Source organism: Epilithonimonas hispanica, assembly GCF_003385395.1.
Lineage (GTDB): Bacteria > Bacteroidota > Bacteroidia > Flavobacteriales > Weeksellaceae > Epilithonimonas > Epilithonimonas hispanica.
In genome coordinates this window covers 78220-104127 of sequence record NZ_QNUG01000011.1, presented here as the reverse complement: position 1 = coordinate 104127, position 25908 = coordinate 78220, and the positions used below count along the sequence as shown (strand labels likewise).

General features: G+C 34.7%; 35 protein-coding genes. 5 read left to right on the top strand and 30 right to left on the bottom strand.

The window, feature by feature from the left end:
- Positions 1-51: 51 nt before the first annotated feature.
- On the bottom strand, positions 52-1422 hold the full coding sequence (locus DRF58_RS07010) for a DUF4270 family protein (protein WP_116034159.1): 1371 nt from the start codon (positions 1420-1422) through the stop codon (positions 52-54).
- A gap of 224 nt (positions 1423-1646) precedes the next feature.
- Between DRF58_RS07010 and DRF58_RS07005 the strand changes: the two genes are divergently transcribed.
- The 5 genes from DRF58_RS07005 to deoD all read left to right on the top strand — a co-directional run bounded on the left by DRF58_RS07005 (position 1647) and on the right by deoD (position 5593).
- On the top strand, positions 1647-2627 hold the full coding sequence (locus DRF58_RS07005) for a Kelch repeat-containing protein (RefSeq protein WP_116034157.1): 981 nt from the start codon (positions 1647-1649) through the stop codon (positions 2625-2627).
- A complete protein-coding gene (locus tag DRF58_RS07000; protein ID WP_157966714.1) occupies positions 2614-2940 on the top strand; it encodes a DUF4907 domain-containing protein in 327 nt (108 codons plus the stop codon). Before DRF58_RS07005 ends, DRF58_RS07000 begins: the two co-directional genes overlap by 14 nt.
- A 61-nt stretch (positions 2941-3001) precedes the next feature.
- Positions 3002-4057: a sensor histidine kinase gene (locus DRF58_RS06995; protein WP_116034154.1), complete on the top strand. Its 1056-nt coding sequence runs from the start codon at positions 3002-3004 to the stop codon at positions 4055-4057.
- Between the two features lie 3 nt (positions 4058-4060).
- On the top strand, positions 4061-4765 hold the full coding sequence (locus DRF58_RS06990; RefSeq protein ID WP_116034152.1) for a LytR/AlgR family response regulator transcription factor: 705 nt from the start codon (positions 4061-4063) through the stop codon (positions 4763-4765).
- Between the two features lie 120 nt (positions 4766-4885).
- Positions 4886-5593, top strand: coding sequence for a purine-nucleoside phosphorylase (gene deoD, locus DRF58_RS06985; RefSeq protein ID WP_116034150.1), 708 nt, complete (start codon positions 4886-4888; stop codon positions 5591-5593).
- A gap of 109 nt (positions 5594-5702) precedes the next feature.
- On the opposite strand, the gene DRF58_RS06980 is transcribed toward deoD, so the two are convergent.
- From DRF58_RS06980 to rpsS, 29 genes are all read right to left on the bottom strand, one after another.
- The gene (locus DRF58_RS06980; protein WP_116034149.1) at positions 5703-8258 is read right to left on the bottom strand and encodes a M4 family metallopeptidase; all 2556 of its coding nucleotides are present in this window, start codon (positions 8256-8258) and stop codon (positions 5703-5705) included.
- A gap of 228 nt (positions 8259-8486) precedes the next feature.
- On the bottom strand, positions 8487-9881 hold the full coding sequence (locus DRF58_RS06975) for a DUF4403 family protein (RefSeq protein ID WP_245955374.1): 1395 nt from the start codon (positions 9879-9881) through the stop codon (positions 8487-8489).
- 101 nt (positions 9882-9982) lie between these two features.
- Positions 9983-11431, bottom strand: coding sequence for a T9SS type A sorting domain-containing protein (locus DRF58_RS06970; protein WP_116034145.1), 1449 nt, complete (start codon positions 11429-11431; stop codon positions 9983-9985).
- A gap of 139 nt (positions 11432-11570) precedes the next feature.
- Entirely contained in the window at positions 11571-12704 is a 1134-nt protein-coding gene (locus tag DRF58_RS06965) for a tetratricopeptide repeat protein (protein WP_116034144.1), read from the bottom strand.
- Positions 12688-14178, bottom strand: coding sequence for a helix-turn-helix domain-containing protein (locus tag DRF58_RS06960; protein ID WP_116034142.1), 1491 nt, complete (start codon positions 14176-14178; stop codon positions 12688-12690). Before DRF58_RS06960 ends, DRF58_RS06965 begins: the two co-directional genes overlap by 17 nt.
- Positions 14179-14322: 144 nt before the next feature.
- Positions 14323-14844 carry a 50S ribosomal protein L17 gene (gene rplQ, locus DRF58_RS06955; protein WP_116034141.1) on the bottom strand — a complete coding sequence of 174 codons (522 nt, stop codon included), beginning with the start codon at positions 14842-14844 and terminating at the stop codon, positions 14323-14325.
- A gap of 8 nt (positions 14845-14852) precedes the next feature.
- The gene (locus DRF58_RS06950) at positions 14853-15848 is read right to left on the bottom strand and encodes a DNA-directed RNA polymerase subunit alpha (protein WP_116034139.1); all 996 of its coding nucleotides are present in this window, start codon (positions 15846-15848) and stop codon (positions 14853-14855) included.
- Between the two features lie 31 nt (positions 15849-15879).
- On the bottom strand, positions 15880-16488 hold the full coding sequence (gene rpsD / locus DRF58_RS06945; protein ID WP_116034138.1) for a 30S ribosomal protein S4: 609 nt from the start codon (positions 16486-16488) through the stop codon (positions 15880-15882).
- 24 nt (positions 16489-16512) lie between these two features.
- On the bottom strand, positions 16513-16902 hold the full coding sequence (gene rpsK / locus DRF58_RS06940) for a 30S ribosomal protein S11 (RefSeq protein WP_027383298.1): 390 nt from the start codon (positions 16900-16902) through the stop codon (positions 16513-16515).
- Positions 16903-16914: 12 nt separating this feature from the next.
- Positions 16915-17292, bottom strand: a complete 378-nt coding sequence (gene rpsM, locus DRF58_RS06935; protein WP_116034136.1) for a 30S ribosomal protein S13 — start codon at positions 17290-17292, stop codon at positions 16915-16917.
- Positions 17293-17308: 16 nt separating this feature from the next.
- On the bottom strand, positions 17309-17425 hold the full coding sequence (gene rpmJ / locus DRF58_RS06930; protein ID WP_007839480.1) for a 50S ribosomal protein L36: 117 nt from the start codon (positions 17423-17425) through the stop codon (positions 17309-17311).
- 10 nt (positions 17426-17435) lie between these two features.
- Complete coding sequence (gene infA, locus DRF58_RS06925; RefSeq protein WP_027383300.1) at positions 17436-17651, bottom strand: translation initiation factor IF-1; 216 nt, start codon at positions 17649-17651, stop codon at positions 17436-17438.
- 8 nt (positions 17652-17659) lie between these two features.
- Complete coding sequence (gene secY, locus DRF58_RS06920; protein WP_116034135.1) at positions 17660-19039, bottom strand: preprotein translocase subunit SecY; 1380 nt, start codon at positions 19037-19039, stop codon at positions 17660-17662.
- Positions 19040-19048: 9 nt separating this feature from the next.
- Positions 19049-19498, bottom strand: coding sequence for a 50S ribosomal protein L15 (rplO, locus tag DRF58_RS06915; RefSeq protein ID WP_116034133.1), 450 nt, complete (start codon positions 19496-19498; stop codon positions 19049-19051).
- Between the two features lie 80 nt (positions 19499-19578).
- The gene (gene rpmD / locus DRF58_RS06910) at positions 19579-19755 is read right to left on the bottom strand and encodes a 50S ribosomal protein L30 (RefSeq protein ID WP_027383303.1); all 177 of its coding nucleotides are present in this window, start codon (positions 19753-19755) and stop codon (positions 19579-19581) included.
- Between the two features lie 11 nt (positions 19756-19766).
- A complete protein-coding gene (gene rpsE, locus DRF58_RS06905) occupies positions 19767-20285 on the bottom strand; it encodes a 30S ribosomal protein S5 (protein ID WP_027383304.1) in 519 nt (172 codons plus the stop codon).
- A gap of 19 nt (positions 20286-20304) precedes the next feature.
- A complete protein-coding gene (gene rplR, locus DRF58_RS06900) occupies positions 20305-20658 on the bottom strand; it encodes a 50S ribosomal protein L18 (RefSeq protein WP_116034131.1) in 354 nt (117 codons plus the stop codon).
- Positions 20659-20669: 11 nt separating this feature from the next.
- Positions 20670-21215 (bottom strand): 50S ribosomal protein L6, encoded by a 546-nt coding sequence (gene rplF / locus DRF58_RS06895; RefSeq protein WP_116034130.1) that lies wholly within the window; start codon positions 21213-21215, stop codon positions 20670-20672.
- 18 nt (positions 21216-21233) lie between these two features.
- Positions 21234-21632 carry a 30S ribosomal protein S8 gene (rpsH, locus tag DRF58_RS06890; protein WP_027383307.1) on the bottom strand — a complete coding sequence of 133 codons (399 nt, stop codon included), beginning with the start codon at positions 21630-21632 and terminating at the stop codon, positions 21234-21236.
- A gap of 346 nt (positions 21633-21978) precedes the next feature.
- Positions 21979-22248 carry a 30S ribosomal protein S14 gene (gene rpsN, locus DRF58_RS06885; RefSeq protein ID WP_116034128.1) on the bottom strand — a complete coding sequence of 90 codons (270 nt, stop codon included), beginning with the start codon at positions 22246-22248 and terminating at the stop codon, positions 21979-21981.
- Between the two features lie 3 nt (positions 22249-22251).
- Complete coding sequence (gene rplE, locus DRF58_RS06880; protein ID WP_116034126.1) at positions 22252-22803, bottom strand: 50S ribosomal protein L5; 552 nt, start codon at positions 22801-22803, stop codon at positions 22252-22254.
- Positions 22804-22815: 12 nt separating this feature from the next.
- The gene (gene rplX, locus DRF58_RS06875) at positions 22816-23136 is read right to left on the bottom strand and encodes a 50S ribosomal protein L24 (protein ID WP_116034125.1); all 321 of its coding nucleotides are present in this window, start codon (positions 23134-23136) and stop codon (positions 22816-22818) included.
- Positions 23137-23153: 17 nt separating this feature from the next.
- A complete protein-coding gene (gene rplN, locus DRF58_RS06870; RefSeq protein ID WP_027383311.1) occupies positions 23154-23522 on the bottom strand; it encodes a 50S ribosomal protein L14 in 369 nt (122 codons plus the stop codon).
- Positions 23523-23524: 2 nt separating this feature from the next.
- Positions 23525-23779, bottom strand: a complete 255-nt coding sequence (rpsQ, locus tag DRF58_RS06865) for a 30S ribosomal protein S17 (RefSeq protein WP_027383312.1) — start codon at positions 23777-23779, stop codon at positions 23525-23527.
- Positions 23780-23791: 12 nt separating this feature from the next.
- Positions 23792-23977, bottom strand: a complete 186-nt coding sequence (gene rpmC / locus DRF58_RS06860) for a 50S ribosomal protein L29 (protein ID WP_116034123.1) — start codon at positions 23975-23977, stop codon at positions 23792-23794.
- Between the two features lie 11 nt (positions 23978-23988).
- A complete protein-coding gene (gene rplP, locus DRF58_RS06855) occupies positions 23989-24414 on the bottom strand; it encodes a 50S ribosomal protein L16 (RefSeq protein WP_027383314.1) in 426 nt (141 codons plus the stop codon).
- Positions 24415-24492: 78 nt separating this feature from the next.
- Positions 24493-25221 (bottom strand): 30S ribosomal protein S3, encoded by a 729-nt coding sequence (gene rpsC, locus DRF58_RS06850; protein ID WP_116034122.1) that lies wholly within the window; start codon positions 25219-25221, stop codon positions 24493-24495.
- Positions 25222-25229: 8 nt separating this feature from the next.
- On the bottom strand, positions 25230-25625 hold the full coding sequence (gene rplV, locus DRF58_RS06845) for a 50S ribosomal protein L22 (RefSeq protein ID WP_116034120.1): 396 nt from the start codon (positions 25623-25625) through the stop codon (positions 25230-25232).
- Between the two features lie 2 nt (positions 25626-25627).
- Positions 25628-25906: a 30S ribosomal protein S19 gene (gene rpsS / locus DRF58_RS06840; RefSeq protein ID WP_028122169.1), complete on the bottom strand. Its 279-nt coding sequence runs from the start codon at positions 25904-25906 to the stop codon at positions 25628-25630.
- Positions 25907-25908: the final 2 nt, after the last annotated feature.

The window sequence follows — 25908 nt, the reverse complement described above, 5'->3', positions numbered from 1 at the left end:
ATTAATGCAAAAAATAGGACTATTGTGAGTTTCTGATACATAAATTCTGAATTAATACCCTAGAATATAAAGTTGAAGTTTTGCTGGATTTGTAGAATTATTCTGATCTCCAACCACCACTTTTCCAGACAAAACATCCGAATAAGAAGATGGAGAAATCAAAATATTATAATTGGATGTCGTGGTTTCCGAAAGAATGGTATTAACATAGCTCAACAAGTTAAAGGTATAACCATAATCACTTTGAAACTCGCTATTATCTGTTAAACTCACCGTAATTTCTGTAGTTTCATCAGACTCCAAAAAGGAAGAAATGATATTATTTTTCTTATCTCCTACATAATAATAAAGCGGCGTTGGATTATAGAAAGCGTTAGAATAATAGCCTGCAACTGGACTTAGTGTAAGATTTGCACTAATGATATTATAATTTGTAAAAAGATTTTTAAGCGTTTTCAAATAAGGTATTTCCACCTGTGTATAAACACCAATTCCCGCCATCATATAGGATTTATTGCCCAGATTTTTAGACTCAATTGGCGTTGTGGGCGAAAGACCAGCAAGATCAGATCCAGAGAAATCGCTACTGATTTTGTTATATTGATAAGTTGTACTAGGATTTAAATCGAGTGTATATTTTACTTCCTCCGTTCCATTGACCGATGCGGTGTGATAATACATACGAACAACATTAGATACTTTTTCCTTTGTTGTTTTATTGATTTGAACCTCATAAGAAGTGTTGATCCCAAAACGTAACATGGCATTATTATCGGTAGAAGGAACCAAAGCGAGCCCTTTGTAGAAATTAAGAAAATACTCCTGACTCGTAGCATCTTTACTTTTCAAAAGATTGAAAATATTAAGACCATAAGATTGATCCAGCTTAACTTTCACGTAACTGCTATCTGTATTGGGTCTTGGGAGAAACTCGGCACTTCCAATAGAGGTGGAAGCATATTTTAGATCACTATTATTATACAGATAGCCACTATTGTAATAATATTCGCCATCGTAACCTCTAAGTTTGATCCTATCCGTCATGGGATGTACATCCATTTTAAAGGTTTTCAAAGTATCTCCGTAATAAAAATCGGTATTGGTGAGATACATCACAATAGAATCAAAAACAACATTGGAGGTTGTGGCAAGCGAATAACTTTCTGGAGTCAACTCAAACATAGAAGCCGAATTAACCGTTCCGAATGTTTGATCTTTGATACTCCCAACCAAAATGGCACTTTTACCAGAGGTGATTACCGAATCCTTCATAATAGTAGACATCTTAAGGGTAAGCGTATCTATCATTACCACTTTGGATTGGGCAGACACCAAAGAATTTCCTACTTCATAGGTGTTGCTTTCTCTTTCGCAGGAAAATAAAAGGAGAAAGGCAACACACGACAATACATATTTGTACATTTTTTTCTGTAAACATACGCTGTGAGACTATTAGAGGTAAAATATTTTCTTCCTTTCGTTATTAGTTTTCGACAACCGATGATTATCTATAGACCATTTTGATTTTAAACCAACAATCAAAAAACATCGAAATAAAAAAGCAGTTTAACGACAAAAAACACACGTTGGTCTAAAAAATTTTCAAATACAATCGGAATGGGATTCATTTGCATCAAAAAATAAGAATGGACAAAAAACTTTCGGTTTTACTTCTTGCTTTTGCAGGAATGTTTTTATTATCAAGCTGTAAAAATGATGATGATGATGAGTTGATAGGAAATTGGGTAAGGGTTTCGGATTTAGATGGAAAACCTCGTTCCAATGCTTCTGCTTTTGTAGTAAACGGCAAGGGATATCTAACCGGAGGTTACGATGGCGAATATTATTACAATGATCTCTGGAGCTACGATCCCGATGCCAACTCTTGGACTCAGAAAGCCGATTTCCTAGGCGTTAAGAGAAGTTCAGCTGTTGGTTTTGCAACAACTTCGTATGGCTACGTTGGTACCGGATATGACGGAGTGAATAAATTGAGTGACTTTTACAAATACGACCCATCATCCAATTCTTGGACTCAAATAGAAAACTTCCCAGGGACAGCAAGATACGCAGCATTAGCTTTTGGTGTTGGCAGCAAAGGATTTGTTGGTACCGGATATGACGGAAGCGAGTTGAAAGATTTTTATAAATACGACGAATCTACTTCTTCATGGACAAGCATTGTAAGCCTTGGTGGATCCAAAAGAAGAGATGGAGCAGCATTCGTGATTAACGGGATTGCTTATGTAGGATTTGGAAGTAATAATGGAAGTTTAGTTTCAGATTTCTGGGCTTTTGATCCTTCGGCAGAAACTTGGACTAGAAAAGCTGATACGAGTAATGACGATGATTCTCAAAACCGTGCTTCTACAGCAGCTTTTGCTGCCAATGGTTTAGGCTATGTTTCTACAGGATCGGTAAGTGGTGTTTCCAATACCACTTGGGAATATAGTCCTTATACAGATGACTGGACAGAGAAAACCAATTTCCAAGGTTCTTCCAGAGAAAGCGCAGTTGCTTTTTCATTCGGGACTTATGGCTATGTTTTGACTGGAAATAGCGGATCTTCTTATTTTGATGACATCTGGGTTTTCCACCCAACAGAAGCTGATAATGATGATGACTAGACCATTTTGGAAACTTCTTTTTCTAATAGGTTTAATCTCAATCTCCTGTCAGAAAAAAGACAATAATCTGGACATTAAAATTACGAAGCAAACAACCGGATTTGGTTATCAGATTATTAAAAACAAAAAAACATTTATCAATCAGCCATACATCCCTGCAATACCGGGAGAGCAAACTTTCAAAGACAGTTTACAAGCTCGCAAAACGGCTGAATTGGTTATAAAAAAAATAGGAAACTCATCCTTTCCTCGGATCTCGGTGAATGAGTTGGACTCTATGAAGATAGAATACGAGATTCAAAAATTTCAATAAGCGCAAATTCCTTCGGTTTTTTATCGGAGGAATTTTGCACGTTAAAAAAGATTTGTTTGTTATGAAGACATTTTTGAAAAGCATCAAAACCATCTACATCTATCACTGGATTATCTGGCTGGTACTTATCGCTTTTAAACTGATAATGGATTACTCCGTTTTTGGACAATTCGCATTGTTGATGAACCTGAAAATATTCTTGTTCTCCATTCTGTTTTTCTATCTCAATTACAAACTTTTTTTGCCTTATCTCATTAAGCAAAAACCTAGAAAAATTACGATTATTGTTGTTTCTTTTGTAGTGGTTTATGTAGCATTGATGATATTCTTTATACCGCATTTTCCACAGCATCCGCAAGGTCGTCCACCATTTCCTCCGAATGACTTTCCGAGACCAGACCGGATGATGAGATTCCGTAAAGGTCCAGATTTTCACGATATTTTCTTTAAGATTGGATTGTTCTCTATTGTCTTCAGCACGTTGATTTTCTTTGTTGACAAGTGGAGGGAAAATCAAAAGATGATCAAAGCCTTAGAATTTGAAAGACAATCGAGCGAACTGAAAATCCTGAGAGAACAGATTAATCCGCATTTTTTCTTCAATGCTTTGAATAGTATCTATTCCTTATCCATTACACAATCCACAGATACGCCAAGAGTTATTTTGATTTTGTCTGATATAATGCGATATGTCCTGAATGATAAAAACGGACAGAAAAACAATCTGAATGATGAGATTATCAATATCAAAAAATATATCGAGATACAGTCTATTAGATTTAATAAATTTAATAATATCAACTGGCAGTTCTATGGCAACTTCGAAGCTTATAAGATCGAGCCTCTTTTGCTATTAACTTTTATCGAGAATGCTTTCAAATATGCCGATTTCAAAAAAGGACCTTTGGACATTTTGATTGATCTGAAAGACCATATTCTCAAATTCAATGTCAAGAATTTTTACGAAATCAAACCGAGTGAAAGAACTGACAATAATAAGCTTGGAATAAAAAATACCAAAATGAAGCTCGATTTGCTCTATCCCGATAAGTACAATTTGGACATCAATGATAATGGTTCCGAATACGAAATCAACCTAACCCTTCAACTAGATTAAAAAATGAATTGTATAATTGTAGACGACGAAGAATTGGCACACAACGTGATTGAAGAATACATCTCAAGAATTCCTTTCTTGAATCTGGTTGCTAATTGCTATGACATCCAGGAAACAATAGGTGTTTTACAAAACAATAGTGTTGATCTTATTTTCTTGGACATCAATCTTCCTAATATTTCTGGAATTGAGTTTTTGAAAAGTTTTAACAAGCTCCCAAATGTCATTATAACTACTGCTTATGACAATTGTGCAATCCAGGGTTTTGAAATGGATGTGATTGACTATCTTCTGAAACCGTTTTCGTTTGAGCGATTCCTAAAAGCTGCTTATAAAAGTTATAATCTTACAAATAATAAAAAACTGATACAAGAGACTGCTTCTGCCGTCAAAGAATCTTTCATTTTCGTGAGGTCAAATAATGAGGATGTCAAATTAAATCTGGAAGAAATCACCCGAATCAACGCTTTGAAAGATTATATCATCATCTATACCAACACCCGAAAATTGATTGTACATCAAACAATGAAGTCGATTATGGAAAAGATTAATTATGACAATTTCATCCGCGTTCACAACTCCCATATTGTTTCTCTCCGTCACCTCCAAAGCGTGGGAAAAAACAGCATTATGATTGGCGACGAAAGAATCCCAGTGAGTGAGAAATACAAGCCTTTCCTATCTGGCATTATCGAAAGGTATAAATAGTAACTGAAAGCTTATAAAATCCATAAGTGTGTTTGGGTTTTATTTGATTTTATTTTTCAGAATCGGTTTCAATAATCGGAATATAAATTTTATCTTCACGGTCTTAAAAAAATTCATAAAATGAGTGTTCACATAAGCGCAAAAAAAGGAGAAATCGCAAAAACGGTTTTGATGCCCGGCGACCCATTAAGAGCTAAATATATTGCTGATAATTTCTTAACCGACGTTACATTGGTGAGTCAAACCAGAAATATTTTCTTTTTCACCGGAAAGTACAAAGGAAAAGAAATCACAGTTGGAGCAAGCGGAATGGGATTCCCAAGTATCGGAATCTATTCTTACGAATTGTTTACAGAGTATGAAGTTGACACAATTATCAGAATCGGAACTTGTGGTGCTTATTCTACAGATTTGAAATTATTTGATATCCTAAATGTAGAGAATGCTGCCAGCGAAAGTACTTATGCAAAATTTGCTTGGGGAATTGAGGAAGATATCATTTCTAATCAAGGAAGTGCTTTTGATAAAATCAATGAAACTGCAAAGGAATTAGGCTTGAATGCGAAAGCAACTAACATCCACTCTAGTGATATCTTTTACAGAAAAGATCCAGCTGTTCCGGAAATTGCAGTAAGACATAATTGTCCTGCGGTAGAAATGGAAGCTTTTGCTCTTTTTGCTAATGCTCAACATCTCGGAAAAAATGCAGCTACAATCTTGACGGTTTCAGACATCATTCCAACGCACGAGTTCATCTCTGCAGATCAAAGAGAACAAGCGCTTAGAACTATGATGGAGCTGTCTTTAGAAACAGCTTTGAAGTTTTAATTTGAGAGATTAGAGTTTAGAAGTTAAAGATTAGAACTTTGACTTTCATTAAAATAAAAATGCTTCCGAAAATTCAGAAGCATTTTTTGTAGGTATTAATTTCGAAAAATTATTTCTTGATTACTTTTACAGAGTTACTTTCTGTTTCAGAGTTGACTTTCAAGATATAAGTTCCATTTGTTAACTGGCTCATATCCAATGACGCATTTTTAGCATTATTGATATTGAATCTCTGAATCATTTGTCCTGCAACATTATAGATCTCAACATTTTTCAAGTTGGAGTTTTTACTATTCTGAATCGTTACAAAACCAGAAGTTGGATTCGGAAAAACAGTGATTCCGTTTTGTTTCTGAACATCTTCTACAGCAAGCATTGCGCAATTGTAAACGTAGATTTCATCCAGATACCAACCATCATTTCCGTTGCATCCATCAGTTCCCATTTCGAAACGGAACTTAACATTGGAACCAGAAACGACTCCAATTTGTGACAAATCGATAACACTTTGTCCCCAACTTCCACTTAAAGATCCGCCATCTGTACCAGAGAAAGCTCTTTGCCCTTTTAGTGGATTATCATTACCAGAGTTTGCTAAAACACGATTATAAGCATTCTGAGTAAAAGCTGTTATTGGTAATAGAATCCAAGAACCACCATTGATACTATACTTGATATTACCACCATCATATTGAGCTTCTGTTGCTACATAATGATTGAAAGCCATTTCATATTTTCCACTTGTGAAAGCAGGGATTGTAATCAATGGACTCTCTAAGCGTAAAATTCCGTTTTGAAGATCTGATTGACAATCGCCGTTTATAGGATCTGCACCAAAGATTGCTTTACCTGTTCTTCCTTTCGGCAAATTATCCTGAATAGTCCAGTCTCTTACTTCCCAAGAAGCAGCAGCAGCGTCTGTAGGAATATTGGTAACTGTCCAGTTGCCAAGACCATTTTCCCAATCTTCTTTGAATAATGGATTACTAGTTGCACCAGCACATAAGTCTGGAACAGCAGATAAGATTGGAACATAATTACATTGAGTCACTGGTGACATTCTTAATTCTGTAGCTAAGATTCCGTTTTTAAGATTCTGAACATCAGCTGCTGTAATAGATTCTCCAGATAGTCCAGCTGGATTAGCAGTAGTAGATAAACCTTGAAGATTAATCCCAATTAAATCATTAGCCGAAGCTTCTAGAGCATCTGCAAAATTAGAAAAGTCGCTGGTAGGTGTTAAGTAATTTTTTTGAGCTCTCCACCAGATATGAGCTGCTTTTACAAAGCCCATTCCCGTCATTGTGTAACCATTGTATGTTCCACCATCTACAAGCAAAGCATACAAATGATTAGTAACACCCGAAGTTGTATGTACTCCACCACTATCAAGAGTTCCACAATAATAGTAATTAGAGTCTAAAACACTTCCGGGATCTCCGTTACAGTTTGGATTCCACATATCACGGATTGGTGCTCCAAATGCAGTTGCATCTTCTCCCATTTTCCAACGTACAGAACCAGAATTACAAGCCGTTGTAGTTCTTACATCATTATTTTCACCTTCGTCTTCATAATTATTAAGAAGATCGATAGTCTCTCCCCAAACATCGGAGTAAGATTCGTTAAGAGCGCCCGATTGGTATTGGTAAATTAAACCACTTGTATATTCGGTGTAAGCGTGTCCCCATTCGTGAGCTACAACATCGTCTGCTGCTGTTCCTGTACAATAATTAGCCGTTACCCCATTCCAGTTGGCATTAGGACAATTGATGTTGGGATTATTGTTAATAGTTATCATAGATGCATCGTTACTATTATAAGAAACATAATCAAATGCATTTTTGAAAAAATTATAAACATGCTCAGAAGTTATAACTTCGTTTTTTTGCCACTTATCGAGAGTTCCAGGCAATTCGTCTCCTTCTTTCCATTTAAGATTAGTCGCATTGGTATTAGTTTCGTACAGTTTTCTATCAATTGGATGGATTCCTGTAAACTGCTCTACCAGTTCGCCTGTGTGAGCATCTATGAAAAGAAATTCTCTTACATCATTCTTATTAGTCACTTCTACTTCATAAGCCAAGTAAGAAGTCACAATTCCGCCTTGCACTAGATTCTTCGGGAAAATCACAAGATTGTTTTTCCCAATCTCGAAAGGAACATTATTGTTTGTAAGTTTTTGTTTTGCAATCAAATTTTTTGCAATACTTGCCGCTTCTGTTGCAGAAATATCTGGCGTAGAATCCACTTTGATATTAGAAATTGAATTACCGTTGATAGAAGCCAACTGTTCTTTTCCGTTAAAATGGAATTTCAGTACACCATCATAAACGGGAACACCTTGGTATTGCTGTCTGTAGATTACATTTTTCAAACCATAATTATCTATAGTTTCCTCTACGAAGACAAGATCATTAATTGATTTTAAATTGAAAGCTTGAAAATTTTCAGCCAGAAACTCAGCTGTTTTTGCTTTTGCTCCAGCAGATTTCAACTGAAGAGAATTTGCATTTCCAAAAAGGATAAAATTAGGATTAGAAGTACTGTTACTGATTGTAACATTCGCATTAGTTTCTTTTTTAAGTTTTGCAAGTTGTTTCGATTCCTGAGCAAAACCACATAGATAACCTAATGCTAGTGCGATAGATAGAGTTTTCTTCATTTTTAAAATTTATTGACAGCAAATATAGGTATTAACTAACAATATAATTACAAAAAGTCAACAAACAACTCTATCTTATAAATATTATAGCAAATTAATTCTAAATATAACACCAATAATCAATTATCATTATCGATAATTAAAATCAAAACAAATATAACTTAGGCTAAAAATACAAGATAAAAGAACCTAGGAGCTATCGAATATTGATTATGTAGTATAACAAAACTAAAAACTCAACCCAGATACAGTCATTTGAAGTTGCGCATTGGTATCAATGACTACTGTGATATACTTTTCTGACAATAAGAATTGTGTAGGCCTTAATGCCAAGACATTTCCTTGCATTTTAATTCCTTTTACATACTCTTTGTTGAAGTTATCCATCATACTTTTTCTGGAAGAATTTTCAATATCTAGCAATGGAATTCCGTAGTCGTTCTCTATCATTCTTCGGATATTTCCTTCAAATAAAACGGTTAACGCTTTTTGGAAAAAATTCTTGGTTTTAAGATTAAAGTCAGATACGTTTAACTTTATTTTGTGATTCACAGCATCGTAAAAAGGTTTTCCTTTGATGAAAGCCGTTCCATTGACTTCGCCAGTTGCGTGAGCTTCTATCACAATATTTTCTTTTTCCTGATAGACCAAGATATCTGTAATCTTGACTTTTTTGTTTTCACTACCCATTGCAAATTCTTTATCTAAAAATTGTTGTTTTGCAATTCTGGTTGCTTCATCAAAACTGATATTGGCTGTGGTCTGCAGATTAAAAACGTTAGGAATATTAGGATTAATTATAAATTTTGGAACAGTGTTAACGTCTTTTGTTGCTAGAGGAATTTGTCCAACATAAGTTTCGGAGTACAAATCTATCGCGATGGTGGTTTTAATCTTATCCTGAAAAACCTGCAACGGCGACATGTAAGTACTTTGAGGTGTAATCTTGAGCCAAGTGTTGTATTCCTCAGAAACATTGATTGGCTTAGAAAATTGGTTCCAAACCATTAAAAGATATGGCTGAAGATTGAATTGAGATTTGATCTGCTGATCTATGACACTAGTGAATTTGGTTTGTTGTTCTCTCAACGTACTTTCAATCAAAGGTGCAATTGGGATCTTAATTTTACCATAATCCAAGACTGGTTTCTGTGTCCAAACAAATCCCGCTGTTGTAGTCTTGGTGTTCAGTTTCCAATCCGATGTTGCAGCAATTGTGGTAATGAAATTCATTATCAGATTAAAATTGGTATCTTTATAAACATATACTCCGAAGGTTCCGTAGCCTTTTTCTGCCCATATTTTCAAAGGCACCGAAATCATTAAGCGATTATTGGTTAAAGCCTTCAGCGCAATATTGCCCTGCTTCTCTACACGAACTTTGAACTGGTCGTTATCGTTATCGGTAAATGACTGGTCTTCGTAAAGCACACCTTTTACGGACTGATTAATCAAATTATTAATTTCAGAAACAGGCAAAGAGACCGGCAACGTAATACTGGATTTAATTTTGGGCAATGTATACACAGGAGCAGCAACCTGAGCCGATAAAATAGACTGAAGGCCGATGAAAAGTAAAAAAAATGTTCTAATTCTCAACATATGAAAGATGAATGTATTCATTTACAAAAGTACAATGATAATAGGATCCGAGTGCACTACTATATATAAAAAAAACAGGAAGTCTAGATAGTCTTCCTGTTTTTTAAAGAAAATATAGTTCCTTATTGTTTGATAAATTTAGCTTCTTTGTTTTTACCGCCCTCAGTAAGTACCAAGAGATAATTACCTTTTGCAAGTTTCTGTACCGGAATTTTACCCGTACCAACTTTACCCGATATCAATTTTTGTCCGGCTAGATTATAAATAGAATAATCACTATCCTGTTTTGCATTGGTAACAGTTAAATTTTCTCTTGCAGGATTGGGGTAAAATGCAATAGCTTTTTCATTAAAATCTGACACTCCCATCACAGGATCTGTATATTTATAAGCTTGTACAAACCCAACTGAATAGGCTCCTGCCGGAGATGAGGCAAGTAACAGTTTCCCATCAGAATTTAACGCAACTGCTTTCCCTAGGTTAAAATTATTTGTTGTACCATACAATGGTTCTCCCACAATATTCCAACTATTATTAGAAAATTTAAGCACTTTTACCTGTCCAGAGCCAGTCCCATGTACTTTGCTGAGATAAGCACCTGCCGCCAGTGTATTACCATCATCACTAAGGCTTAAGCCCCATCCCAAACTGTCGCCAGCCGCATCACCATTAATATTACCTCCTACCTGTTGCCAAAGATTACTACTTAATTTGTAAACTTTTATCTGCCCAGCATTTGATCCGGCGTCATCATTAGTATTAGCTCCTACTGCCAGAATTTCTCCTGTTTTATCCAAATCTACAGAAATTCCGAAACTATCAGATGCTGCTGTACCGTTGAGGCTTTGTCCCAACTGCTCCCATGTATTATTATCACTCAGCTTAAAAACCCTGACTTGTCCGGCAGAAGTAGCACTTGTACTATTTTGGTTAGCACCTACGGCAACAATGTTACCTTCACTATTAATACTTATAGAGCGCCCAAATTGGTCACCATTTCCAGTACCTACAATGTCACCGCCAATCTTCACCCAAGATGTACCATTAAATCTATAAATCCTAGCCTTACCAATACCATTATTATTAACACCTACAGCTACAACACTTCCATCTGCACTGATACTAACGCACCTGCCATGATAGTCATTTTTAGCTTCCCCATAGATATTACTACCCACTTGGACCCAATCTGTCCCATCATAATGAAATACTTTAACCTCGCCAGCATCCGACATGTAGTTATCATTATAAAATGCACCTACAGCAATAGTGTAACCATCTTTACTGATACTGGTAGCCCAACCAAAAAAATCTCCCGAGTTATCACCATTTAAGGAGCTACCCAACTTTACCCAATCGTTATTCTGAAACTTTAGCACACGCACCTGTCCTGTATTTGAAGAATAACCATGTGCACCAACAACAATAATACTACCATCAGAATTGGATCCAAGATAGCCACCTCCTATTTGATTACCGTAAGTTACGGCTCCGATATTTGATCCCTCTTGTGACCATTGACTCATCCCTGCAAATGGAATGAAAAAAGACAGTAAAAATAACTTCTTCATAATAAATTGTTTTAAAAATTGTTAACCAAATGTATAAATTATTTGTTTTCTCAAGAAAAACCGCCTATCAGAATGACTGAAAATTAAAGTATTCGAAAAAACAAAACACTGATTATCAATAAAATAATTGAAATTAAAATTATTTTATAAGTTTTGTCATTAATTGTATTTTATAAATAAAAAAGAGAGATACAATACCTGCTACTGCAAGCAAGAGATAAACTAAATAAGTTAATCTATTCTTTTTTGACCTGTTAATATCAATCTGTTCTTCCAAAGATTGGGTAATTTTGTTGATAGCCGAAGCTTCTTCGTTGTTGCTATCTGATAGCTCCCTATAAGAAAGTTTGGCAAAATAAATGGCTTTGGCATCATCTCCCAGATAATAATAATTATCTGCAAGCATTTTATAAATATCCAATTCCAGCTGCATTTGTTTTGATTTCTTTGCCAGGATCAGGGATTCCTGAAGAATTGCATTAGATTTTTTATAATCCTTTTTCTGTGCGTACAACTCTGCAAGACCATTTTTAGCAAATGAAATAACAGCAGCACTTTTATTAGCATTTGCGATAATAATTGCATTATTAAAATAATACCTGGCAGAGTCTTCTTCGTTATTTTTGAGTTTGCACAGTGCTTTGTGAGTAAAGGCGACTGCTAAATTAATTTTATTGGAATATCTTATTGGGACAGCATTTTCGAATAATTTTATAGCCTTATTATAATATAAATTGGCGTAGGTACAATCCAAATCTTCCTGATATAAATGGGCCTTATTTAATAAAATATTCCCTAATTTGTATGAAAGCGAATCTGGCAAGGGATGCTTTATAATTAACTCATTTGCTTCATTAAGGCAAGACCAGGCAAGACCTTTAAGTTCTATATTTTGATAAAAAATACCTAAAAAACCAAGAATATTAATTTGACTTTCATAATCATTATTCTTTTTAGCCAGTTTTAAAGATTCATTAGCATAATAAAAGGACTTTTTATAATCAAGTAATATTGAGTTGACTTGGGCTAATAAAAGCAACGCTTTTATCTTTGTTTTTACATCAGCCGTATTAGAAAAGAGCTGCAACCCAAGTTTTTCAGAAATTTCGGGATCGGTATATAATGTTTTTATTGCCTTGCTATATAATAAATCTTCTTTATTATTCTGTTGTGCACTAAAAAATGCACTTAAGAAAATAAACACAATGAAATTAAATTTCAATAAAAAAATGCGTGGGTGTAAAGAATTACAGAAACTATGCTTTTTTTTCATCCCGGATTGATTTTATATAGGAAATAGGAGACACTCCCATAATTGATTTGAAAGCAATACTAAAAGTACTTTGAGAAGAGAATCCGCATTCTTGAGCCAGATAAAGTATTTTATAATTTAAGTATATTGGCTCTGTCTTCATTTTTTCAACAATATAATTTATTCTTAACTCATTAATATACTGATTAAAATTAAGATTTTTATGATGATTAATTATTTCTGATAAATACCTTGTATTAGTTTCTAATTCCTTTGATAATGAAATGAGTGAAATACTTGGCTGCAAAAATTTTTTATTTGTTTCAAATTTCAGTAATTTACTAAGAATGATCTCTTCCGTTTTCTCCGGAATAGAATTCTTATTATGATTTTCATTATTGTTACTTGCTTTGGAAATACTACCAGTTAATATAGATTTATTTCCATATTTTAAAAAATCAATATATTTTTTCCTTGTTATTATAAATCCGAGAAAACTAATTGTCAAAAAAATTAATGATGCTACCGATATTTGGATCTTAAAGGTATCAAAAGAATTATCAGAAGCTTCTATTTGTAAATGTTTAATAATAATACTCTTTGCTTTGCCCAGATTGGAATATAAATCTTTATTTAATTTATTATAATCTCCAATATTGTATTGGTATTGCGGAAGTTTATTATTCTGAAGATAATGCATTGCAATAGCATATTTCACCTCTGTTTTTAAATTATTATCAACATAATGGTTTAATAAAGAATCCGCTCGTAAAAGATTTGGTAAGGGATTAAGATGCATTTTATTCTCTGATTGAGCCAGCAGAAAATATGCTTTTGCCGTGTAAACATTACTTATCTTATATCTTTGATTATATTTTAAATATTTAGAGAAGTAATCTTTAGATTTACCCGCATCTCCATAAAGCTCACCAACTCGTAATTTACAATCCTCAACAGAAGAGATCCATTTATCATGTTTTCTAAGATCTATAGAATATTTACTTGAAAAATTAGTTTTGGGAAAGTTGCTAGTAAATGTATTTTCAAAATCATATAAACTCTGAAAATCATATCCTAAGAATTCTTTACTAGATAGCTTGGGCAGCAATTTATTACATTCATCAATTTTAATTTTATACAAGTAATGCAAACCAAATATTCTAAAATACTTTGCAAAATATAAAGACATTAAAAATTTTGTGTTAGAATTATTTATTAATCTGGCAGTTCCTTCTGCTTTGTACAAATTATTAATAACTCCAACATAATCTCCATTAAGATAGGCTACATCCGAAAGAATTAAAAAAGCCCTCATTTTATCTGTAGCAGAAGCATTACTTGCCGCAACGAATCCTGCAAGTTTCTTTGCATTCTTTACATCTTTAAAAATATAGTTATTAGCTTTATCAAGAATACTACTATTGCTATTTTCTAAAGATTGTGAGTATGTAAGAAATATGAAAAAAACAAAAAAAAGAGGGACTAGTTTCTTCACTGAAAATCTTAAATGATAAATTTATAGAAATTAATAATAAAAATACAACTATTATATAATAAAAAAAATTTACATCTATATGTTTAAAAACCAAAAAGCCACCTCAATTGAGATGGCTTTCTTTATTTCAAAAACTTAAAAGTCTTACTCTTCAGTTTTTTCTTCTTTAGCAGTATCAGCAGCCGGAGCTTCTTCTACTTTAGCTTCAGGAGCTTCTACAACAGCAGCAGCTTCTTTTTTAGGAGCAGCAGTAGATCTTCTGCTTCTTCTGGTCGTTTTCTTCTCAGCTTCGTTTGGATTGTAGATATCGTTGAAATCTACCAACTCTATCAAAGCTGTATCAGCAGCATCACCAGCCCTGAAACCAGTCTTGATGATTCTTGTGTAACCACCGTTTCTTTCAGCAATTTTAGGAGCTACAGTTCTGAACAATTCAGTAACAGCTTCTTTACTTTGTAGGTAAGAGAAAACTGTTCTTCTATTGTGAGTTGTATCTTCTTTAGCTTTTGTTAGTAGTGGTTCCACGTAAACTCTTAAAGCTTTCGCTTTAGCAACAGTAGTGTTGATTCTTTTATGCTCAATTAGTGAACAAGCCATGTTAGAAAGCATTGCTTTTCTGTGCGGCGCCGTTCTACCTAAGTGATTTATTTTTTTACCGTGTCTCATTTTAAGGATTATTTATCAGCGTCTAACTTATATTTTGCAACATCAAACCCGAAATTTAGTCCTTTTGAGTGAACCAATTCTTCAAGTTCTGTTAAAGATTTTTTACCAAAATTTCTGAATTTCATCAAATCAGATTTACTGAAAGATACCAATTCCCCAAGAGTTTCTACTTCAGCCGCTTTCAGACAGTTAAGGGCTCTTACAGAAAGATCCATATCTGCTAATTTTGACTTAAGAAGTTGTCTTGTGTGAAGAGTCTCTTCATCGTACTGGATAGAAGCTTTTACAGCCTCAGTCTCTAAAGTAATTCTCTCATCAGAGAACAACATAAAGTGATAAATCAAAATCTTAGAAGCTTCTGTTAAAGCATTCTGAGGAGTGATAGATCCATCAGTTTCGATATCCAATACTAATTTTTCGTAATCTGTTTTTTGCTCTACACGATAATTTTCTATACTATACTGTACTTTCTTGATAGGTGTAAAGATAGAGTCAATAGCAATAGTTCCAACAGGAGCATTGTTTGTTTTGTTCTGATCGCTCGGAACATATCCTCTTCCTTTTTCTACGTTGAAAGTAATTTCAAACGTAACATCATTAGCCAAAGTTGCAATAACCAATTCTGGATTAAGAACCTCAAAGTTAACCATTGAGTTTCCTAAATCTCCAGCAGTTACTAGTTCTTGTCCAGAGATTTTCGCAGTAATTTGCTCATTTCCTGGATTTTCAACTTTTGCTTTAAGACGAAGTTGTTTAAGATTAAGAATGATTTCAGTAACATCTTCGATCACTCCTGGAATAGTTGAAAATTCGTGCTCTACGCCTTCTATTTTGATAGATGAAATAGCATATCCTTCCAGAGAAGAAAGTAAAACTCTTCTCAATGCATTACCGATTGTAAGCCCGAAACCTGGTTCCAAAGGTCTGAATTCGAATTGTCCTTTAAAATCTGTCGAGTTTAATAGGATTACTTTATCGGGTTTTATAAATGTTAAAATTGCCATAGTCTGGTTGAGCAAAAATTTGAAAAAATTATTATTTAGAGTATAATTCGACGATTAACTGTTCTTTGATGTCCTCAGGAATTTGAATTCTCTCAGGAGCAGTCGTGAAAGTACCAGTTTTTTTCTCGTCATTGAATTGTAACCACTCATAATTTGTTTTGTAAGCTAATGCATTAGCAATTACTTCAAGAGATTTTGATTTCTCTCTTACTGCAATTACATCACCAGCTTTAAGCAAATAAGAAGGGATGTTTACTAGCTCTCCATTCACAGTGATGTGTCTGTGAGAAACCAATTGTCTAGCTCCAGATCTAGTTTTAGCAAAACCTAATCTGTAAACTACGTTATCCAATCTTGATTCGCAAAGTTGCAATAGAACTTCACCTGTTACACCTTTACTTCTATGAGCTTTGTCAAAAAGGTTAGCAAATTGTCTTTCAAGAATACCGTAAGTATATTTAGCTTTTTGTTTTTCAGCTAACTGAACTGCGTATTCTGATTTTTTCGCACCTCTTCTTTTGTTAGGACCGTGTTGTCCTGGTGGTTGATTTTTTCTTTTCTCGAAGTTTTTATCATCTCCGAAAATTGCTTGACCAAATTTTCTAGCAATTTTTGTTTTAGGGCCAATATATCTTGCCATTGTATTAGATTTGAGGTTAAAAGATTATACTCTTCTTCTTTTAGGTGGACGACATCCGTTGTGAGGCATAGGCGTCACGTCAACGATTTCGCTTACTTCGATACCAGAGTTGTGAAGAGTTCTGATTGCAGACTCTCTACCAGCACCTGGACCTTTTACAAACACCTTAACTCTTCTAAGACCAGCTTCGAAAGCAACCTGAGAACAGTTTTCAGCAGCCATTTGAGCTGCGAATGGAGTATTCTTTTTAGAACCTCTGAAACCCATTTTACCGGCAGAAGCCCAAGAGATAACTTCTCCTGCTTTATTTGTTAAAGAAATGATGATGTTATTGAAAGAAGCTTGAATATGCGCTTCACCAATAGCCTCAACTTTTACTTTTCTTTTTTTAACTACTTTAGTTTGTTTTGCCATAATTCCTAACGATTATTTACTTGCCTTTTTCTTGTTAGCAACAGTTTTTCTCTTTCCTTTACGGGTTCTAGAGTTGTTTTTCGTTCTCTGGCCTCTTAAAGGTAGTCCTAGTCTGTGACGTATTCCTCGTTGGCATCCTATGTCCATCAATCGCTTGATATTCAATTGCACTTCAGAACGCAATTCTCCTTCAACTTTTACGTTGTCTAAGATATAAGTTCTGATTGCTGCCAATTCATCGTCATTCCATTCGTTGACTTTCTTGTCTTCGCTGATTCCAGCGCTTTTCAAAATTTCTGAAGCAGTACTTCTTCCAACACCGTAGATGTAAGTAAGACCGATAACGCCTCTTTTGTTCTTTGGTAAATCAATACCTGAAATTCTCGCCATAATTTAATTGCGGTTCTTAACCTTGTCTTTGTTTAAATTTAGGGTTCTTCTTGTTGATTACGAAAAGTACACCTTTTCTGCGTACAATTTTGCAATCAGCACTTCTTTTTTTGATAGATGCTCTAACCTTCATTTTGTTAATTTTAATATCTAAAAGTTATTCTCCCTTTAGTCAAGTCATAAGGAGAGAGTTCGAGTCTTACCTTGTCTCCAGGTAAGAGTTTAATATAATGCATTCTCATTTTACCAGAAATATGGGCAATTAATACATGCCCATTCTCTAGCTCTACACGGAACTGCGCATTGGAAAGTGCTTCCGTTATTACGCCGTCTTGTTCTATATGTTTCTGTTTAGCCATTTACTTTATTAAAGGTTTGATGATCTTGATAATTTAGATTGCATCAACCCATCATAATGATGGTTCAGCAGATATGTGTTAATTTGTTGCACAGTATCCAAGATAACTCCAACCATAATTAACAACGAAGTACCCCCAAAAAAGAGAGCAAATCTATCTGTCTGAACAAACGCTCCGTGCACTATTGCCGGAAGGACTGCAAAGATAGATAAAAATATTGCACCAGGCAAGGTTATTTTTGATAAAATATCATCTAGATAATCTGCCGTTTCTTTTCCAGGTCTTACCTTAGGAATAAGCCCACCATTACGCTTCAAATCGTCAGCCATCTGATTTACAGGAATGGTAATTGCTGTATAGAAAAATGAGAAAATTATAATCAATAACGCAAACAATACGTTGTACTGCCAGCTAAAAACATTTTTGAAACCAGCCAAAAACGTGTTAGATTCGTCTACTTTTGTAAGTAATCCTGGTACAAACATCAATGCTTGTGCAAAGATGATTGGCATTACACCTGCAGCATTCACTTTTAATGGAATCCACTGTCTAGCACCATCCATCAAGTTTCTGCTAACACCACCTCTTGCTTGAGCTCTACTTACATACTGGATTGGAATTTTTCTTACAGCTACAGATAAAACAATAGCTAATAGAATGACCAATAACCAGAATATAATTTCTACTAAAATCATGATGCTTCCTAAACCACCTTTACCATTCTGCGTAAGAATCTCTTGATAAAATGCTGTTGGAAGATCCGCAAGGATACCCACCATAATTAAGATAGAAATACCATTACCAATACCTTTGTCAGTAATCTTCTCTCCTAACCACATTGCAAATACTGATCCTGCTACCAAGATAATAATACTCGGTAACCAAAACATTAATGATGCTGGATCTATATAATAGGCTGATCCAAACTGTGAATAAGGCAAGAAATATTGCGTAACAGAAGTTAAATAAGAAGGCGCTTGTACAAGACAAACCCCAATAGTTAACCATCTGGTAATTTGGTTCAATGTATTCCTTCCACTTTCTCCGTCTTTTTGTAACTTCTGAAGATAAGGAATAGCCATTCCCATCAATTGCACAATAATAGAAGCAGAGATATATGGCATAATTCCTAATGCCATGATAGAAGCACGGCTAAATGCTCCACCTGTGAAAGAAGACAATAAACCCAAAAGGCCGGCCCCTTGTTGGTTCCCGCCTTGATTTTGGTAATGTTGTAATAAGTTCCCTACTTCTGCAGTATTAATTGCAGGAAGAGAAACATATGATGCGAATCTATACACAAGGACCAAAGAAAGTGTCAGGAAAATTTTATCCCTCAGCTCTTTTAGACTCCAAATGTTTTTAAGTGTTTGTATAAATTCTTTCATTATTATTAATTAAAGAGTAATTGCTTTACCTCCTGCTTTGTTGATTGCTTCTTCAGCAGACTTAGTAAACTTGTCAGCAGAGATAGAAACACCAGATTTCAAATCACCTCTACCTAAGATTTTTACTAATTCGTTTTTAGATGCAAGACCGTTTTCTACTAATACTTCTCTAGTGATATCACCAGTGATGTTTTTAGTATCGATCAAAGTTTGGATAGTATCAAGATTGATTGCTCTAAACTCTTTTCTATTAATATTTTTGAAACCAAATTTTGGTAATCTTCTTTGCAAAGGCATCTGTCCACCTTCGAAACCGATTTTCTGAGAATAACCAGCTCTAGCTTTTTGACCTTTATGTCCTTTTGTTGAAGTACCACCATATCCGCTTCCTTGACCTCTACCAATTCTTTTTGTGCTAAAAGTAGAGCCAGCTGATGGTTTTAAATTATTTAAATTCATTGTTGTATTGAGATTATAGATTAAAAGATAAGAGACAAGAGACTGCAAAAACTAGTCTCTTTTCTCTATGTCTATTGTTCTTATTTCTGAACTTCTAATAAGTGACTTACAGAAGCGATCATTCCTAAAATAGAAGGCGTAGCTTCGTGTTCTACAACTTGTTGAAGTCTTTTAAATCCTAGTGCTTCAAGTGTTCTTTTTTGAGTTTTAGAACGATTAATAGCACTTCTAACTAATTTTACTTTGATTGTTGCCATTGCTATATTGATTAACCGTTAAACACTTTACTTAAAGAAACTCCTCTCATTCTTGCAATTTCTTCTGGTCTTCTGATATCCAACAATGCATTGAAAGTAGCTTTCACAACATTGTGAGGGTTAGAAGAACCTTTAGATTTTGACAATACATCGTGTACACCTGCAGATTCCAATACCGCTCTTACCGCACCACCTGCGATAAGTCCTGTACCGTGAGATGCTGGTCTCAAGAAGATATCAGCACCACCATATCTTGCAGAAGTCTGGTGAGGAATTGTATGGTTGATTACTGGAACTTTTACCAAGTTTTTCTTAGCATCTTCTACTGCCTTAGCAATTGCAGAAGCTACTTCTTTAGATTTACCTAGTCCGTATCCGATAATTCCATCCTCATTTCCTACAACAACAATTGCAGAAAATCCGAATGCTCTACCACCTTTGGTTACTTTAGTTACTCTGTTAACAGCAACCAGACGATCTTTTAATTCTAATCCTCCAGGTTTAACTCTTTCTATATTACTATCTACCATGTTTTCTAGATTTTTAAAATTAGAATTTAAGACCAGCTTCTCTAGCACCGTCAGCAAGAGCCTTCACTCTACCGTGGTATACGAAACCATTTCTATCAAATACAACATTTTCGATACCTGCTGCTTTAGCTTTAGCTGCGATAGCTTTACCTACCGCCACAGATACTTCAGTTTTCGTTCCTTTAGCGTCTACTCCTTTCTCTCTAGAAGATGCAGATACTAATGTTTTTCCGTCTTTGTCATCTACCAATTGAGCGTAGATCTCTTTATTACTTTTGAATACAGATAATCTTGGTAAAGATGCAGATCCTGAAATCTTTCCTCTTACTCTTCTTTTGATTCTGATTCGTTTTTCAACTTTTGTTAATGCCATTTTCTTAAATTTTATGCAGATTTACCGGCTTTTCTTCTGATGATTTCACCCACGAATTTCACACCTTTTCCTTTGTAAGGCTCAGGTTTTCTGAAAGATCTAATCTTCGCAGCCACCATTCCAAGAAGTTGATTATCGTAAGAAGATAATGTAATGATCGGGTTTTTCCCTTTTTCAGTCAATGTATCTATTGTAACTTCTTTTGGAAGTTCCAATATGATACCATGAGAAAATCCAAGAGCCAATTCTAATCTTTGACCATTGTGAGATGCTCTGTATCCAACTCCTACAAGTTCTAATTGCTTAGTGAATCCTGTAGAAGTACCAACAATCATATTGTTGATAAGCGCTCTGTATAAACCGTGAAGCGCTTTATGTTCTTTTGAATCAGAAGGACGTGTGAATGTAAGTACACCGTCTTCTTGTGCGAAGCTAATCCCTCCTGTAAGTTCCTGAGATAACTCTCCTTTAGGACCTTTTACCGTTACAACACCTTCTTTTTCAGAAACTGTAACTCCAGCAGGAACTTCTATAATTGCTTTACCAATTCTTGACATTTTCCTTGTTTTAAAAAATTAATATACGTAGCAAATTACTTCACCTCCTACTTTCTCTTGTCTAGCTTTTTTATCAGTCATTACTCCCTTAGAAGTAGAGATGATAGCTACACCTAGTCCGTTAAGTACTCTTGGAAGTTCCTCAGAACCTTTGTACTGACGTAGACCTGGTCTAGAAGCTCTTTGAATAGACTTGATAGCTGGTTTGTTCGTTTGCTTATCATACTTCAAAGCGATCTTGATAGCTCCTTGAACCGCGTTGTCCTCGAACTTGTAGTTCAAGATATAACCTTGGTCAAAAAGAATCTTAGTGATCTCTTTTTTGATTTTCGATGCAGGAATTTCCACCACTTTGTGGCCTGCGCTTTGTGCGTTCCTTACTCTTGTTAGGAAATCTGAAATTGGATCTGTTACCATTTCTTTATTATTAAATTATTGGTTAATGACAACCAGTATTGAAAAGACTTGAAAATTAAAGATAATTTAGTTCGAATAACTCTCCCAAAAAACTCTTTATTTACAGTATCTCAACAACTTAACTGTCACTTTGATTTTCTAAAATTCAATTAACTTTAATAAACATAGTCAAAACTAAGTTTAACTCTCAGAAAATATTAATTTACTGAGCGGGTGCAAAAGTACAAAAAAATTAATAATAATTAAAAATTTTCAAATATCTTAAAATCATTATAGTTTTGTCCTCTATTTATTAAAATACAGCTGACTTATAAAATATAGAAGTCAGCTGTAAAATTCTAATTGCTTACCAACTAGCTTTTTTAACGCCTGGGATAAGACCATTATTTGCCATTTCACGGAAAGTTACTCTGGAAATACCGAATGTTCTCATATATCCTCTTGGTCTACCTGTCAATTTACATCTGTTATGTAATCTTACAGGAGAAGCATTTTTAGGCAATTTCTGTAATGCATCATAATCTCCAGCTTTTTTCAAAGCTTTTCTTTTTTCAGCATATTTAGCTACAGTAGCTTCTCTTTTGCGCTCACGCGCTTTCATTGATTCTTTAGCCATTTCTTAGTTCTTTTTGAACGGTAAACCGAAGTGAGTTAATAATGATTTTGCTTCTTTATCAGTTTTCGCAGTTGTTACGAAAGTGATGTCCATCCCTTGGATTTTTTTCACTTTGTCAATTACGATCTCTGGGAAGATAATCTGCTCAGTAATACCTAAGTTGTAATTACCTCTTCCGTCGAAACCTTCAGCTTTGATTCCAGAAAAATCTCTAATTCTTGGAAGTGCAGAAGAAGTTAATCTATCTAGGAACTCATACATTTTATCAGCTCTAAGTGTTACTCTTGCTCCTACAGGCATTCCTTTTCTTAGTTTGAAGGCTGCTTCATCTTTCTTAGAAAGTGTTCCAACAGCTTTTTGTCCTGTAATTGCAGTCAATTCTTCTACTGCATAGTCAACGATTTTTTTGTCAGCTGTAGCAGCTCCCAAACCTTGTGACACAACGATTTTCAACAATTTAGGAACTTGCATTACTGATTTGTACCCAAATTCTTCCATCATTGCAGGAACAATTTTCTCTTTATATGCTTGTTTTGGTCTTACTATATATTCCATTGTAATTCTAAATTATAAAGTTTCACCTGTTGTTTTAGCAACTCTTACTTTCTTACCTCCTTCTACTTTAGTACCAGTCTTAGTAGCTTTACCGTTTTTATCAACAAGTGCTACGTTAGAAATATGTAAAGAAGCTTCTTTTTCTACAATTCCACCTTGAGGGTTTTGTGCAGATGGCTTAGTATGTTTTTTAACGATATTAATACCGGCAACAACAACTCTAGGATCTTTACCTTCTTTTCTAATTACTTCAAGAACTTCACCTTTACTACCTCTGTTTTTACCTGTAGTAACGATAACGTTGTCTCCTCTTTTTATTTTAACTTTTGTCATTTTTGTAAATTTTAAAATTAAAGTACTTCAGGAGCTAATGAAATAACTTTCATATATTCTTTATCTCTCAACTCACGAGCAACTGGTCCGAAAACACGTGTTCCTCTCATTTCTCCAGCAGCGTTTAGTAAAACACAAGCATTGTCTTCGAATTTGATGTAAGATCCATCTTTTCTTCTAACTGCTTTTTTAGTTCTTACTACAACTGCTTTAGACACTTGGCCTTTTTTAGCATTACCTGATGGTGTAGAATCTTTGATAGTAACAACGATTTTATCACCAACTGAAGCATATCTTCTTCTAGTTCCTCCTAGAACTCTGATCACTAGTACTTCTTTTGCACCTGTGTTATCAGCAACTTTTAATCTTGATTCTGTTTGTAACATTATTACTTAGCTTTTTCAATGATTCTTACTAATCTCCATCTTTTGCTCTTGCTCAAAGGTCTAGTTTCTGTAATCAAAACTGTATCACCTTCTGTGCACTCGTTGTTCTCATCGTGTGCAGTATATTTTTTCGTTTTCAAAACGAATTTACCGTACATTGGATGCTTCACTCTCGTAGTTTCACTAACAACAATAGTCTTTTCCATTTTATTGCTGGAAACTACTCCAATACGTTCTTTTCTTAAATTTCTGTCCATTGTAAAAAGGAATTATTGTTTGTTAGTTAACTCTGTGTTAAGTCTTGCGATTGTTTTTCTCAAATCTCTGATTAAGATTGGATTCTCAAGTGGACTGATTTTGTGAGCTAATTTAGTTTTAGCATAGTTAGCTTTAGCTTCAGTCAATTGATTGATTAAATCCTCTTTGCTTAAATTTTTGATGTCAGCGTTTTTCATTTTAATAGAGATTATAGAGGTTTAACAAAATCGTTTGCAACTACGAACTTGGTAACGATTGGTAACTTTTGAGCAGCAAGCCTAAGAGCTTCTTTTGCTACATCGTAAGGTACACCACCAACTTCGAACATAATTTTACCAGGTTTTACTACAGCTACCCAATATTCCACAGCACCTTTACCTTTACCCATACGTACTTCCGCTGGTTTTTTAGTAATTGGCTTATCTGGGAAGATTTTGATCCATAGTTGACCTTCTCTTTTCATATATCTTGTAGCTGCGATACGCGCCGCTTCAATTTGTCTTGCAGTAACCCAAGCTCCCTCTGTAGCTTTGATTCCGAAAGTTCCGTAAGCAAGTTGATTACCTCTTTGAGCAATCCCCTTCATTTTCATCTTATGAACTCTACGGAATTTGGTTCTTTTTGGTTGTAACATAATTTCTTAAATTTTAGATTTTAGAATTTAGATTTTAAAAAAGTAACGGTCATTTAAAAACTATCCTCTAAAATTTTATTAATTATTTCTTCTTGGTTTTCTGTCGCCTCTTTCTCCTCTGTCGTTTCTACCTCCAGCTGGCGCTTTTTTCTGTTGTCCTACAAGTGGAGTAAGGTCTCTTTTACCGTACACTTCTCCTTTCATAATCCAAACTTTAACACCTAACTTACCGTATTGAGTCAATGCTTCACCGATATGGTAATCGATATCTGCACGGAAAGTAGATAAAGGAATTCTTCCTTCTTTGAAGTTTTCAGAACGTGCCATTTCAGCGCCGTTCAATCTTCCAGAAATCTGAACTTTGATCCCTTCAGCTCCCATTCTCATTGTAGAAGCGATTGCCATTTTCACAGCTCTTCTGTAAGAGATACGATTTTCGATTTGCTTAGCGATGCTATCAGCAACCAATACTGCGTCTAGCTCAGGTCTCTTGATTTCGAAAATATTGATTTGGATATCTTTTCCAGTCAATTTTTTCAATTCTTCTTTTAGTTTATCAACTTCCTGTCCACCTTTCCCGATGATTAAACCTGGTCTAGCAGTTGTGATAGTTACAGTTACTAATTTAAGTGTTCTTTCAATAAAGATTTTTGAAATACCACCTTTAGATAATCTTGCTTCAAGGTATCTTCTGATTTTGTAATCTTCAGCGATTCTATCACCGTAGTTTTTACCACCAAACCAGTTAGAATCCCATCCTCTGATGATACCTAATCTGTTACCAATTGGATTTGTCTTCTGTCCCATACCTTGAATTAATTTTTAGTACCTAAGATTAATGTAATGTGGTTTGATCTCTTTCTGATTCTGTAACCTCTACCTTGTGGAGCAGGTCTTAGTCTCTTCAATTGTCTTGCACTATCTACAAATATTTCTTTAACGATAAGGTTTGCTTCCTCGATGTCAGCACCTTCGTTTTTAGTTTGCCAGTTAGCAATCGCAGAAAGTAATACTTTTTCCAATTTCTCAGAAGCAGCTTTCTTTGAATATTTTAGAATAGATAGAGCTTTTTCAACCTCTACTCCTCTAATGATATCAGCAACTAATCTCATTTTTCTAGGAGAAGAAGGGCAATCGTTGTGTAACGCTTTTGCCACATCTTGGTTTGCTATTTTACGTGCTAATGCACTTTCTCTTTTTCTTGATCCCATGATTATCTACCTCCTTTATTTTTGTTACCACCGTGACCTCTGAAAGATCTTGTCGGAGAAAATTCGCCTAACTTGTGTCCAACCATGTTTTCTGTTACATAAACTGGGATAAAAGATTTCCCATTGTGTACAGCAATAGTTTGACCTACGAAGTCTGGAGAGATCATAGACGCTCTAGACCAAGTTTTGATTACAGTCTTTTTGTTAGACTCTATATTTGCCTGAACCTTTTTATCTAAAGTGTGATGAATAAATGGTCCTTTTTTAAGTGATCTTGCCATAA